The organism is Rhodococcus wratislaviensis (genome assembly GCF_041228765.1).
Taxonomy (GTDB): domain Bacteria; phylum Actinomycetota; class Actinomycetes; order Mycobacteriales; family Mycobacteriaceae; genus Rhodococcus_F; species Rhodococcus_F wratislaviensis.
On sequence record NZ_CP150488.1, the window covers coordinates 255,302 to 268,691 of the forward strand.

The window sequence follows — 13,390 nt, forward strand, 5'->3', positions numbered from 1 at the left end:
GAGCATTCAACTCTTGCTGAGGGGATCACATGACGACTGGTGGACACGACCCTAACGACAAACCTGAAGGTGGTGACCAGGGCGGATACCCCCCGCAGGGCAATCCTCCACCGCCACCCGGTGGTTATCCGCCGCCCCCGGGGAATTACCCGCCGCCGCCGCAGGGACCGCCGCCCGGCGGATATCCGCCACCGCCGCCCGGCGGAAACTACCCGCCTCCGCCCGGCGGAAACTATCCACCGCCCCCCGGTAATTACCCGCCGCCGCCCGGCGGAAATTACCCGCCGCCGCAGGGCAATTACCCGCCGCCGCAGGGACCGCCGCCCGGCGGATATCCGCCGCCCCCTCCGATGTCGGATTACGGCACGCCCGGGCAGACGCCGGGGCAGTTCTCCGTGGGCGACGCGATCGGCTACGGCTGGAACAAGTTCAAGGACAACGCGCTCATCTGGATCGGCATCCTGCTGATCGCTGCCATCATCCAGGTGGTGCTGAACCTCGTCTTCGGCGGCTTCAGCACGTCGTCCGACATGAGCGCGGCGTTCTCGGTGTGGCGCATCATCGGCACGATCGTCACGACCATCGTCGGCTATCTGATCAATGCGGCTCTCGTGCGGGGCGCACTGCACGAGGTGGACGGGAACAAGCCGGCGTTCGGTTCGTTCTTCCAGTTCACCAACGTCGCGGCGATCATCATCGCCAGCGTGATCATCGGTGTGGCCGCCACCATCGGTTTCGTCCTGCTCATCATCCCCGGCCTCATCGTCATCTTCCTGACCTGGTGGACGCTGCAGTTCGTCATCGATCAGAACGAGGACGCAATCACCGGCATCAAGTCGAGTTTCCGCGTGATCTCGCAGAACGTCGGCCCGGTGCTGCTGCTGGCCCTCGCTCTCGTCGGCATCAACATCGTCGGTGCAATCCTCTGCGGCGTCGGACTTCTCGTCTCGATCCCGATCACGATCATCGCGTCGACCTACGCGTACCGCGTGCTCACCGGCCGTTACGTCGCGGCCTGACTGCTCGCTCCCACGGGTGAGCGTCCTTTCCGTCCCTCGGGACGGAAAGGACGCTCACCCGTTTTGCTACTCCCGTCACTCGAGTCACTCCCACCCCTTGCGTAAGGTGCTCAGGCGTCATCCGAGACATTCAGGACTCGAGATTCGAGGGGGAACACATGACTACCGGTGGATTCGATCCAGGCCAGGGACAACAGCCGTTCGGCGGGCAACCGCACCACAACGGGGCGGGGCAGCAGCAGTACGGACAGCAGTTCGGCGCACCGCCGCAGTTCGATTCGGCGCAGCCGTTCGGCACCCAGCCGTTCGCCCAGCCGGACTTCGGGTTCGACCCGTCCCGCCCCGGTGAACTTCTTCCCCGCCTGGGCGCACGGGTGATCGACGGCTTGATCGTCGGCATCCCGATGGCTGTGGTCAGCACCGTTCTCGCGCTGGTGCTGGGCAATTTCCTGGGCAGCGTCCTCGGCGCGATCCTCACCGCGGCCGCCGCCGTCGGCTACTTCGTGTTCCTCGAGACGACGAGGGGGCAGACCCTGGGCAAGCAGATTCTTGGCCTGCGCGTCGAGGGTCCGAACGGCGGACGCCCCACCCAGCAACAGTCGCTGACCAGGAACGGCTTTTACGTCCTCTCCGCGCTCGGCGGGTTTCCGTTCCTCGGGTTCCTGTTCGGACTGCTCGGCGTCGTCGCCGCCGTCGTCATCGGCGTGACCATCAACGGCAGCCCCACCAAGCAGGGCAAGCACGACGAACTGGCCGGCGGCACGCGGGTCGTCCAGGGCTAGTCCGAGCCACTTCCTATCGTGCGGGTGAACGTACCTTTCGTCGCGTCAGATCGGACAAAAGGTACGTTCACCCGTTCCTGATTCGCGCCCTTCCCCGTGCAGGTGCTTGGATTGCGGCGTGACAGCCTCAGACCAGCAGACCAAACCAGACGACCACGCGACGTTCGCGCACGTCAGCCGGGGGTACTACCCCACGTTCGTCGCCCTCTTCACCGCGACGCTGCTGATCTCGAATATCTGCGCGACGAAGGGCGTCGCATTCTTCGCCGATTCGTCGCTGACCGTCGGGCCGCTGCAGATCCTGCCGATCATCACCGACGGCGGCTTCTTCCTGTTCCCGCTGGCCTACATTCTCGGCGACGTGCTCAGCGAGGTGTACGGGTTCAAGTCGACGCGTCGCGCGATCTACCTGGGCTTCGGCGCCCTGATCCTGGCCGCGTTCTGCTTCTGGCTCCTCATCGAACTGCCGTCCGCCGACTTCTACGAGAACCAGGAAGCGCTGCGGTCCGTCGTCGGCGTCTACCCGCGACTGCTGCTCGCCGGGCTGGCCGGGTACCTCGTCGGGCAGATGCTGAACTCGGTGACACTGGTCCTGATCAAGGAGCGCACCAAGGAGAAGCACCTGTGGGCGCGGCTGATCGGTTCCACCATCGTCGGTGAGTTCGCCGACACCCTGATCTTCTGCTCCATCGCCGCAGGCGCGATCGGCATCAGCACGTGGAGCGATTTCGTCAACTACGTGATCGTCGGCTTCCTGTGGAAGACCCTCGTGGAGGTGCTGGTCATGCCGATCACGTACCGCGTCATCGCCTACGTGAAGAAGCGCGAACCCACCTACCAGCTCTGACCCGCCCACGTGAGTGGGGATGCGTGCCCGAGGACGCTTTCCCACTCACGTGCGGTAGAAGCGGCCCAGAGTGTCGGCTTTGAACTCGCCGAAGTAGCCGCCTTCGATGCTGGCGCGGATCTGATCGACCAACCGGACGGTGAAGCGTTCGTTGTGGATGGTGCACAACGTGGACGCCAGCATTTCCTTCGCCTTGAACAAATGGTGAATGTAGGCGCTGGTGTAGTTCGCGCAGGTGTAGCAATCGCAGTTCTCGTCGATGGGCGTGAAATCACGACGGAAGCGGCTGGTGTTGATGTTGAACCGGCCGTCCGGGTGGTAGATCGCGGCGTTGCGCGCGACCCGAGACGGGTTCACGCAGTCGAACGTGTCGGCGCCGTTCTCGATGGCCACGAAGAAGTCGTCCGGCTCGCTGATGCCGAGCATGTGCCGCGGCTTGTGCTCGGGAAGCTCCTCGTTGCACCAGCGGACGATGGTGCCCAGGTTCTGCTTCTCGAGTGCCCCGCCGATGCCGTACCCGTCGAAGCCGCGGCCACTCTCCCCCGTGATCGACTCGAGCCCTCGGCACGCCTGCCTCCGCAGGTCCTCGTACTGCGCGCCCTGCACGACCCCGAACAGCGCCTGGTACGGGCGATGCGAACGCTCCGCGGTGAGCTTCTCGTGCTCGGCGATGCAGCGCACCGCCCACGCCTGCGTCCGCTCCACCGACTGCTCCTGGTACCCGCGGGTGTTCAGCAGCGTCGTGAGCTCGTCGAACGCGAACATGATGTCGGCGCCGAGCTGGTGCTGGATTTGCATCGACACCTCGGGCGTGAACCGGTGCCGCGACCCGTCCAGGTGCGATTTGAACGTGACGCCGTCGTCGTCGACGGTCGCGAGGCGTTCCTTGCCCTTCGCGATGACGTCGTCGGAACGCACCCCGACGGCTTCCATCGCGAGGACCTTCTTGAACCCCACGCCCAACGACATGACCTGGAATCCGCCGCTGTCGGTGAACGTCGGGCCGTCCCAGTTCATGAACTTGCCCAGACCGCCGGCCTCGTCGACGATGTCCGGCCCGGGCTGCAGGTACAGGTGGTACGCGTTGGCGAGCAGCGACTGCGCGCCCAGCTCCTTCATGCTCTCCGGCAGCACCGCCTTGACGGTGGCCTTGGTGCCGACGGCGACGAACGACGGCGTCGCGATGTCGCCGTGCGGGGTGTGAATGGTTCCGGTTCGGCCCAGCTGCCCGTCGAGTCGGGTGCCGACGGTGAAGAACGGATCGGGCGGGGTCGGGACTACAGCATTCACCGGTGTATCCAATCACGGGCGACATTTCCGGCGACACATCACTACTTCGTTCGAAAGTGGGTACAGAGAGTGAGACGATCCCATCCCTTCGACCGGAGGAACCGCCATGAGCGACGAGAAGGCCGGCCATCGGATCGACAGGCGAACGTTTCTCTCGGGTGCGGCAGCGGCGGGCGGGGTGACCGTGATGTCGGGCCTGTTCGATCGTCGAGCGGACGCGTCGGAGAAGCCGCTGCGGCGTCAGCCCAGCAATTACGTGCAGCCCAACATCGTGTTCATCGTCGTCGACGAGATGCGGTTTCCCCAGGTCTTTCCGGCCGGAATCACCACTGCCGACCAGTTCCTGCAGCGGTTCATGCCCAACCTCTACACGCTGTGGGCGCCCGGGGTGAAGTTCACGCAGCACTACACGGCCGGGGTGGCCTGCAGCCCCGGCCGTGCGTGTTTCGTCACCGGGCTGTATCCATTGCAGAACTGGATGCTGCAGACGCGGACCGGTAATCGAGCCTCCCCTGTCCCGTCGCCCGCGATGGGCAGGGACTTTCCGACGTACGGCAAGCTGCTGCGGCAGGCGGGCTACGTCACGCCGTACGTCGGCAAGTGGCATCTGTCGCCGTCCCCCGACGAGGACTCGGGACTCGCCCCCGGCTATCTCGAGGAGTACGGGTTCGACGGACTGACCATGCCCGACATCATCGGATTGAACGGTGAGGGATTCGAATTCGACGGGCACATCGCCGACCAGGCCGCGGCGTGGTTGTCGACACGTAAACCCGGCGACGGCCCGTTCTGCCTCACGGCGAGCTTCGTCAATCCCCACGACCAGCAGTTCTTCTGGGCCGGAACGGAAGCGGAACGGTATCAGTCGCTGTACGCGAACAACGTTCCCCCGCTCAGTCCCGCCCGGGCCTGGTCGGTGACCACCGGCGAGGGCGACCCTCCGCGGCTGGGTTATCCGTCCGTGCCGCCCAACTGGGAACCCGAGAAGGCACTGCAGTCGAAACCGAGCACCCAGGTGTTCGCGCGGGAATTCCAGGCCCTCGTGTGGGGCGGCGTCACCGACGACATCCAGAATCTGTCGAACTATTACCTCCAGCCCTACGGTCAGGGCACCGATCCCGACCGTCACATCGCGTTCGCGCCGTACACGTACTGGGAGCGGGCCCTGGACAGTTACACCAACGTGCTGTCGATGGTCGATCACCACATCGGCACGGTGATCAACTCGCTGCCGGAAGACGTCGCGGCGAACACCGTCTTCATCATGACGTCCGATCACGGCGAATACGCCGGGGCGCACGGCTTCGTCGCCGGCAAACTGTCCACCGCCTACGACGAGGCCTTCCACATCCCGCTGATCGTCGCCGACCCGACCGGGCGATTCACCGGAGACACCGACACCCCGCGCGGGCAGCTCACATCGAGCGTCGACGTGGTGCCGCTGCTCGCGACGCTCGGGCACGGCGACCGGAACTGGATGGCCGGGGACCTGTTCGCGACGTACGCCGAACGCGTCGACCTCGTGCCGCTGCTGCGGAGCAACGCCGCGGCCGGGCGCGACCACGTCGTCCTCGCCACCAACGAGCACGCACCGCAGGGGGTCAACTGGAACAACTCCCCCACCCACATCTACGTGCTGCGCACCCCGGAGGCGAAGGTCGCGGTGTACTCGAAGTGGTTGGGGCCCACCGCCTACGTCGACCCGGCGTCGTTCCAGTACGAGTTCTACGACTACGCCACCGAACGCGGTCGGGCGGAACTCGACAACACCTTCGATCACGACCCGCGCGGTCCGGCCATGGCCGCCCAGCTGATGACCCAGTACCTGCCGACTCAGCTCGCCGCGCCGCTCCCCCCGGCGTTCGCCCAGCAGGGTGCCGACGCGATGGCCCGGTACCTCGCCTACATCCAGCTGATCAACCGGTACACACCCGGCGAGATCGACCGCGAGGGCATCGACAAGCTGACCGCGTTCGGGGAGGTGTTCTGACGGCCATGGCCGGGAAAGTCGTTGCCGCCGTGCTGGTTCTGCTGCTGTGGTCCGGCGGAGCATCCCTCGCGTACGCGCAGCCCGCCCCGACGACGCAGTGCGCGTGGCAGTTCATGTCCGACTCGACCGTGCTCGACGTCGCCTTCCCCGACGCCAACGCGACGTACTGGGTTCTGCCCTACGCGCTGGGGCCGGGCGACACCATCGAACTGAGCGGCACATATCCGGCCGCCCGCTACTTCTCGCTCAACACGTACGGGACGAACTTCGACACCGTCGACACGTTGCGCGACAACCAGATCGGACCCGACCCCGGCAGCGGAAACCCGTTCGCCGACGCTGCCGCCGGCTCCCTGCCCTCCGCGCAGAAGCGCTGGCACGCGACGGTCGTGACCGGTCCGGCCGATCACTCGCGCAACCAGATTCAGGCCCTGCCCACCGGTGCGAACGCGCAGTCGGTACCCGTCGGATTCCTCATCATCCGGGTGTACGTGCCCGACGACCCGGCATCGCCCACGGGCGGCGTTCCCCTTCCCGACGTGACGCTGACATCCGGGGGCCGCACGTCGCCCGTGCCGACCTGCGGATCCGCATTCGATCCCTCCGCCTACGACGACGGCCCACTCGGGCAGGTCGCGGAGGCCGGATTCGATCAGGTCATCGCCGGCGCCGCGTCCGGCGCGTTCCCCGGCAACGTGCCCGAGGCGACGTTCGTGAACCCCGCGAGCACGTCGGGCCTGTTTCCCAACGGCGACAACAAGTATGTCGGGGCGGGGCTGACGTATCAGCCCGGACGCATCGTCGTCGTGCAGGGCCGGGCGCCGACGTTCCCCGACACCCGTGCCGGCCAACCCGTCACGGCACCCGGCCGCCAGGTGCGGTACTGGTCGATGTGCCAGAACGATCAGGTGACGCCCTATCCGGTCGTCGCATGCGCCGCCGACTTCCAAACCCGCACCGACGGCGACGGCAACTACACCTACGTCGTCGCCGCACCGCAGGACGTCCCCGCTCGCGCCGCATCCGACCCGACCGTCACCGTCATCCCCTGGGGTTCCACCGACGTCGCGAAGAAGGTGCTGTTCCTGCGGTACATGCTGCCGTCCGACGCCTTCTACCCACAGTCGGTGCAGGCCTCGCAGAGCAATCACACCGACCCCGCCACCACGATGGGTCCGTACTATCCGCGCTCCGCCTACTGCGACACCGCCACCTTCGAATCCGGAGGCGCCGCCGCCTGCCTGTGAGTACTTGTCAACCGCGGGGGGTTGATAAGTACTCACAAGTCGTCAGACATCGGCGCCGACGAACTGGCTGTTGTAGAGGCGGTAGTACGCTCCGCGGGTGAGGAGCAGGTCGTCGTGGCTGCCCTGCTCGACGATGCGGCCGTCCTCCATGACGACGATGAGGTCGGCGTCGCGGATGGTCGACAAGCGGTGCGCGATCACGAAACTCGTGCGATCACTGCGCAGAACCGCCGTCGCGTGCTGCACCAGCAGCTCGGTGCGGGTGTCGACGGAACTGGTCGCCTCGTCGAGGATCAGGATGGACGGCTGCGAGATGAACGCGCGGGCGATGGTGATCAGCTGCTTCTCACCCGCGCTGATGTTGCTGCCCTCTTCGTCGATGACGGTGTCGTAACCGTCGGGCAGCGAGTGGACGAACCGGTCGACGTAGCTGATCCGGGCGGCCGCCTGGATCTCCTCCTCCGTGGCGTCGGGACGTCCGTACGCGATGTTGTCGCGGATGGTGCCGCCGAACAGCCACGCGTCCTGCAGCACCATGCCGATGCGGGACCGCAGGTCGTCGCGCGACATCTCGGCGATGTCGACGCCGTCGAGGAGGATCTTGCCGCCGTCCAGTTCGTAGAACCGCAGGATCAGGTTGACGAGTGTGGTCTTGCCGGCCCCGGTGGGTCCGACGATGGCGACCATCTGACCGGGTTCCGCCACCAGCGACAGGTTCTCGATCAGCGGCTTCTCCGGCGAGTAGCTGAACGACACGTCCGAGAACTCCACCCGGCCCAGTGGTTCGGCCGGCGTCGGAGCTTCGGTGAGGTCGGGCTGCTCTTCGTCCTCGTCGAGGATGGCGAAGACCCGCTCGGCGGACGCGACACCCGACTGCATGAGGTTGACCATGGCCCCGATCTGGGTGAGGGGCTGGGTGAACTGGCGCGAGTACTGGATGAATGCCTGCACGTCGCCGAGGCTCATCGTGCCGGACGCCACGCGCATGCCGCCGAGCACGGCGATGGCCACGAAGTTGAGGTTTCCGAGGAACATGATCGCCGGCATGATCAGGCCCGAGATGAACTGGGCCCGGTAGCTGGCCTGGTAGAGCGCTTCGTTCTGCTCCTCGAAGCGGGCCTCCACCTCACGGCTGCGGCCGAACACGGTGACCAGTTCGTGGCCCGTGTACGCCTCTTCCACGTGAGAGTTGAGCGCTCCGGTCGACTTCCACTGCGACACGAAGTGGGTCTTGGACCGCTTCGCGATCTGCGCGGTCACCAGGATCGACAGCGGCACCGTCAGCACCGCGATCAACGCGAGCAGCGGGGAGATGACGATCATCATCACGAGGATGCCGATCACCGTCATCGCCGACACGATCAGCTGACTCATCGTCTGCTGCAGCGACTGGGAGACGTTGTCGATGTCGTTGGTGACGCGGCTGAGCAGGTCGCCGCGGGAGTGGGAGTCGAAGTAGCGCAGCGGAAGTCGGTGGATCTTCCGTTCGACCTCGGCGCGCAGATTCTTCACGACGCCCTGCACGATGATGTTCAGCAGGAAACCCGACAGCCACATGAACACCGACGACCCCAGGTACAGGGCCAGCACGATCGCCAGCACCCGGCCGAGCGCGCTGAAGTCGATACCGACACCGGGTACGACGGCCATGCCGGACACCATGTCGGCGAACGTGTTCTGACCGTCGGCCCGCAGCGCGGCGACGGCCTGGTCCTTCGACATCCCGGCGGGCAACTGCGCGCCGATGATGCCGTCGAAGATCAGGTTCGTGCCCTGACCGAGCATGCGCGGCGCGATCGAGGTGAGCACCACCGACACGGCAGCGACCAGGAGCACGACGCCGACGGCGATCCGGTGGGGACGCAGCCGCCGCAGCAGCCGCTTGGTGGACGGCCACAGGTCGTTCGGCTTGGACCCCGGGGCACCCGGAGCGACCGGTCCCGGTATACGCGGGCCGGCGGGCCTTTCGGTGGTGGTGGTGGTTGCGCGATCGCTCATAGTGCTTCCTGGACCGATCGTTGGGATTCCACGATCTCGACGTAACACGGACACGTCTCGAGCAGTTGGTCGTGCGTGCCGATTCCGACGACGGCGCCGTCCTCGAGGACCACGATCTGTTCGGCCTCCACGATCGTCGAGACGCGTTGGGCGACGACGATGACACACGCGTCCGACGTCTCGGGTTTGAGCGCCGCACGCAGCCGCGCGTCGGTGGTGAGGTCGAGGGCCGAGAAGGAGTCGTCGAACAGGTAGATCGACGGACGACGGACGAGTGCCCGCGCGATGGCGAGCCGCTGCCGCTGACCGCCGGAGACGGTCGTGCCGCCCTGCGCGATCGGGGTGTCGAGACCCTCGGGCATGGCGCGGACGAAATCGGCGGCCTGCGCGATCTCCAGCGCCCGCCACAGTTCCTCGTCGGTGGCGTCGGGTTTGCCGTACCGGAGGTTGGTGGCGACGGTGCCGGAGAACAGGTACGGCCGCTGTGGAACGAGTCCGATGCCGGACCGCAGAATGTCCAAGTCGATGCGACGCACATCCGTGTCGGACACGGTGACCGCACCCGACGTGGCGTCGATGAGGCGTGGGATCAGCGACAGCAGCGTCGTCTTACCCGAACCCGTGCCGCCGATGATCGCCGTGGTCTTGCCCGGTTCGGCGCGGAAGCTGATGTCGCGCAACACGGGTTCGTCGGCGCCGGGGAACTTGAACTGGGCGTCGCGCAGTTCCACCACACCGGGGCTTTCCAGCACGGTGACCGCATCGACCGGCGGCACGACGGTGGAATCCGTGTCGAGCACCTCGCCGATCCGTTCGGCGCAGACGGTGGCGCGGGGCGCCATCATCGCGATGAACGACGCCATCATCACCGACATCAGGATCTGCATGATGTAGCTGAGCATCGCGGTCAGCGAGCCGACCTGCATGGTGCCGCTGTTGATCTCGTGACCGCCGAACCAGATGACGGCGACGCTGGTGATGTTCGCGATGACCATCACGAGGGGGAACATCACCGCGGTCAGCCTGCCGACCCGCAGGGCGGTCTGGGTGAGCTGCTCGTTCGCGTCGCCGAACCGCTGCATCTCGGAGCGCTCGCGGACGAACGCCCGCACCACCCGGATACCGGTGATCTGCTCACGCAGCACCCGGTTCACCCCGTCGATGCGGGTCTGCATCTCCCGGAACGCGGGCACCATCCGCGAAATCACGAAACCCATGGACAGCGCGAGTACCGGCACGGTGACCGCCAGGATCCAGGCGAGCCCGGCGTCCTCCCGGATCGACATCACGACACCGCCGACGCACATGATCGGCGCCATCACCAGGATCGTGCAGCTCATCACGACGAGCATCTGCACCTGCTGCACGTCGTTCGTGTTGCGGGTGATCAGGGACGGCGCGCCGAAACGGCCGAATTCGCGGGACGAGAAGCTTCCGACCTGATGCATCACGGCGCGGCGCACGTCGCGCCCGAAACCCATTGCGGCACGGGCGCCGAAGAACACCGAACCGATCGAGCAGATGATCTGCACGACGGTGACGAGCAGCATCATGACGCCCGTGGACAGGATGTACGCGGTGTCGCCCTTGGTGACGCCGTTGTCGATGAGATCGGCGTTCAGGCTGGGCAGGTACAGGGCTGCCGCGGTCGCGACGAGCTGGAACAGGACGACCGCCGTGAGCTCCCGCTTGTACGGGCGGAGGTACGTGGTGAGCAGGGCATTCAACATGGGCAGCGATCCTGGCGGGTCATCATTATGTCCGAAGGTTACCAACAGAAACGACCGCAGGCCCGCAGATTTTCGGGGCCTGCGGCCCCGTGAGTGGTTGACGAGTCCAGAGACTCGTCAACCACTCACGGGCGCGAAGCGCCTGTCCGCGTCGTGCAGGACCTTCTTCAGCTTCTCGCCTTCGATGTCGACGTTGGGCAGGATCTTGTCCAGCCACTTCGGCAGCCACCACGCCTTGTCGCCGAGCAGTGCCATCACGGACGGGATGATCACCATGCGCACGACGAAGGCGTCGAAGAACACGGCCGCCGCCAGGGCGAAGCCGATCGACTTGATGAACGAGTTCGGCTCGGCGATGAAGGCCGCGAACACCGAGATCATGATGACCGCGGCGGCGCTGACCACCCGGGCACCGTGGTTGAAGCCGACGGTGACGGCCTGCTTCGCGGTCGCGCCGTGGACGTACTCCTCCCGCATCCGGGTCACCAGGAACACCTGGTAGTCCATCGCGAGACCGAACACGACGCCGATGAGGAAGATCGGCATGAAGCTGACGATCGGCTGCGGGTTGGAGATGATGCCGCCCCAGCCCTCCTGGAACACGGCGACCGTGGCACCGAACGTGGCCGCGACGCTGAGGAGGAAGCCGAGCGTGGCGGTCAGCGGCACGAGCACCGAACGGAACACCAGGAGCAGCAGGAGGAACGCGAGGCCCACGACCACCGCGAGGTACGGGATCAGCGCGTCCTGGAGCGTCTCGGACACGTCGCCTTCGAGCGCGGTCTGCCCGGTGACGCCGTAGTTGACGCCGATCGAGTCGTGCAGATCTGTCTCCGCACCGCGGATGTTGTTCACCAGATCCATCGTCGCCGGATCGCTGGGGGCACTGCTCGGCGTCACCAGGATCTGCGCGGTGTCACCGGCCTTGTTCACGCCGACGACCTGAGCGTTGGACACGTCGTCCTGTGCGGTGATGGTCTTCACGACCTCACCGAACGCCTCCGAGGGCGTGCCGGTGGTGACGTCCTTGGCGTCGACGACGACGAGCAGCGGACCGTTCTTGCCGGGGCCGAAGCCTTCGCTCACGAGGTCGTAGGCCTGCCGCGAGCTGGTGGCGGGGTCGCCGGTGCCCTCACTGGGCAGGGCCAGGCTCAGTCCGGTCGCGGGGATGGCGAGCGCCCCGAGCACCACGACTCCGGCGATCAGCGGAATCGCGGGCCTGCGGACCACGGCGCTGATGTATCGCAGGGCGAGGCTCGGCTTGCCCTCGTCGTCCTCGAGGTCACGACTGCTGAGGAACGGGATCTTGCCTGCGAACGCCTTCTTCCCGAACAGCCCGAGGATCGCGGGCAGGAGCGTCAACGCAATCGAGACGGCGATGAACACCGTGAACGCGGCGGCCGCACCCATGTCGGAGAGGAACGGGATCCCGACGACGCGCAGCGCGATCAGGGCGATGATCACCGTGAGACCGGCGAACACCACGGCGGAACCGGCGGTGCCGACGGCACGTCCGGCCGCTTCCGAGCGGTCGTCCGTGAGGGAGAGTTCGTGCCGGAACCGCGACACGATGAACAGCGAGTAGTCGATGGCGACGGCCAGGCCGATCATGATGGCCAGCGTGGGTGTCATCGAGCTGAGGTCGGTGAAGCCGGTGGCGACGGTGATCCCGAGGCTGCCGATCATGATGCCGATGATCGCGGTGATCAACGGCAGACCCGCGGCGACCAGAGAACCGAACGTCAGCGCGAGCACGACAGCGGCCACGCCGATACCGACGAGTTCGGTGGCGCCGCCGGGCGGTTCGGCTTCGTTGGCGGCCGAACCGCTGATCTCGACGGTCAGTCCGGCGTTGCGGCCGGCGTCGGCTGCGGCCGAGATGTGGTCGCGCAGAGCCTGGTCGACGTCGCCCATGCCGCCCTTGAACGGCACCTCGACGTAGCCGACGGTCTTGTCGGCGTTGAGCGGGGACAGCGCCTGCGCGTTCGCGACGGCGGCGTCTTCACTGATTCCCTTGTCGGCCGCGGACGACTTCGCCATCTCGACGAGCTGCTCGTTCGCGGTGACGGGGTTGACCAGCGCCTTCGCGGCGTCGGCGCCCGAGGCGGTGGCGGGATCGACCTTGGCGGCGTCCTGGACCTGTTCGATGCCGCGCACCTTGGCGAGCACCGCGTCCATCGCCTGCTGACTCTGCTCGCTCTCGAGGGTCTGCCCCTCGGGTGCGGCGAACACATAGCGCGCGCTGACGGCGTTCATCGGGTCGCTGCCCGCGGCCTCGGGGAACCGTTCGGCCATCAGGTCCTGCGCCTGCTGCGCGGGGGTGCCCGGGATGGAGAACGAGTCCTTCGTGGGCCCCGACAGCGTTGCCGCGCCGACGCCCATGAGGACCAGGATCACCAACCAGACGCTGAGGACCGCGCCTTTTCGCCGGTAGGCGAATCTGCCGATCCGATAGAGATAGGTGGCCACGAGAGACTCCTTCTGAGT

Annotated in this window: 9 protein-coding genes; 5 read left to right on the plus strand and 4 right to left on the minus strand. The window is 66.5% G+C overall.

What is annotated here, in order from left to right:
- Positions 1 to 350: 350 nt before the first annotated feature.
- From WKC72_RS01140 to WKC72_RS01150, 3 genes are all read left to right on the plus strand, one after another.
- Positions 351 to 1,019: a hypothetical protein gene (locus tag WKC72_RS01140; RefSeq protein ID WP_112301669.1), complete on the plus strand. Its 669-nt coding sequence runs from the start codon at positions 351 to 353 to the stop codon at positions 1,017 to 1,019.
- A gap of 158 nt (positions 1,020 to 1,177) precedes the next feature.
- Positions 1,178 to 1,801: an RDD family protein gene (locus WKC72_RS01145; protein WP_128640258.1), complete on the plus strand. Its 624-nt coding sequence runs from the start codon at positions 1,178 to 1,180 to the stop codon at positions 1,799 to 1,801.
- A 118-nt stretch (positions 1,802 to 1,919) separates the two neighbouring features.
- Positions 1,920 to 2,648, plus strand: coding sequence for a queuosine precursor transporter (locus WKC72_RS01150; protein ID WP_112301667.1), 729 nt, complete (start codon positions 1,920 to 1,922; stop codon positions 2,646 to 2,648).
- Between the two features lie 45 nt (positions 2,649 to 2,693).
- On the opposite strand, the gene tgt is transcribed toward WKC72_RS01150, so the two are convergent.
- Positions 2,694 to 3,938 (minus strand): tRNA guanosine(34) transglycosylase Tgt, encoded by a 1,245-nt coding sequence (tgt, locus tag WKC72_RS01155; protein WP_037239538.1) that lies wholly within the window; start codon positions 3,936 to 3,938, stop codon positions 2,694 to 2,696.
- 106 nt (positions 3,939 to 4,044) lie between these two features.
- On the opposite strand from tgt, the gene WKC72_RS01160 reads away from it, so the two are divergent.
- Both WKC72_RS01160 and WKC72_RS01165 read left to right on the plus strand, forming a co-directional pair.
- Positions 4,045 to 5,928: a sulfatase-like hydrolase/transferase gene (locus WKC72_RS01160; protein WP_268791954.1), complete on the plus strand. Its 1,884-nt coding sequence runs from the start codon at positions 4,045 to 4,047 to the stop codon at positions 5,926 to 5,928.
- Between the two features lie 5 nt (positions 5,929 to 5,933).
- The gene (locus tag WKC72_RS01165) at positions 5,934 to 7,175 is read left to right on the plus strand and encodes a hypothetical protein (RefSeq protein WP_037239535.1); all 1,242 of its coding nucleotides are present in this window, start codon (positions 5,934 to 5,936) and stop codon (positions 7,173 to 7,175) included.
- 42 nt (positions 7,176 to 7,217) lie between these two features.
- On the opposite strand, the gene WKC72_RS01170 is transcribed toward WKC72_RS01165, so the two are convergent.
- From WKC72_RS01170 to WKC72_RS01180, 3 genes are all read right to left on the minus strand, one after another.
- On the minus strand, positions 7,218 to 9,173 hold the full coding sequence (locus WKC72_RS01170; protein WP_370181512.1) for an ABC transporter ATP-binding protein: 1,956 nt from the start codon (positions 9,171 to 9,173) through the stop codon (positions 7,218 to 7,220).
- Positions 9,170 to 10,903 carry an ABC transporter ATP-binding protein gene (locus tag WKC72_RS01175; protein WP_370181513.1) on the minus strand — a complete coding sequence of 578 codons (1,734 nt, stop codon included), beginning with the start codon at positions 10,901 to 10,903 and terminating at the stop codon, positions 9,170 to 9,172. Before WKC72_RS01175 ends, WKC72_RS01170 begins: the two co-directional genes overlap by 4 nt.
- 117 nt (positions 10,904 to 11,020) lie before the next feature.
- Entirely contained in the window at positions 11,021 to 13,372 is a 2,352-nt protein-coding gene (locus WKC72_RS01180; RefSeq protein WP_370181514.1) for an MMPL family transporter, read from the minus strand.
- Positions 13,373 to 13,390 lie beyond the last annotated feature (18 nt).

Coding starts and splice junctions, on each gene's coding strand:
- WKC72_RS01140 (WP_112301669.1), top strand. CDS start 351: ATGTCGGATTACGGCACGCCCGGGCAGACGCCGGGGCAGTTCTCCGTG.
- WKC72_RS01145 (WP_128640258.1), top strand. CDS start 1,178: ATGACTACCGGTGGATTCGATCCAGGCCAGGGACAACAGCCGTTCGGC.
- WKC72_RS01160 (WP_268791954.1), top strand. CDS start 4,045: ATGAGCGACGAGAAGGCCGGCCATCGGATCGACAGGCGAACGTTTCTC.
- WKC72_RS01165 (WP_037239535.1), top strand. CDS start 5,934: ATGGCCGGGAAAGTCGTTGCCGCCGTGCTGGTTCTGCTGCTGTGGTCC.
- WKC72_RS01170 (WP_370181512.1), bottom strand. CDS start 9,173: ATGAGCGATCGCGCAACCACCACCACCACCGAAAGGCCCGCCGGCCCG.
- WKC72_RS01175 (WP_370181513.1), bottom strand. CDS start 10,903: ATGTTGAATGCCCTGCTCACCACGTACCTCCGCCCGTACAAGCGGGAG.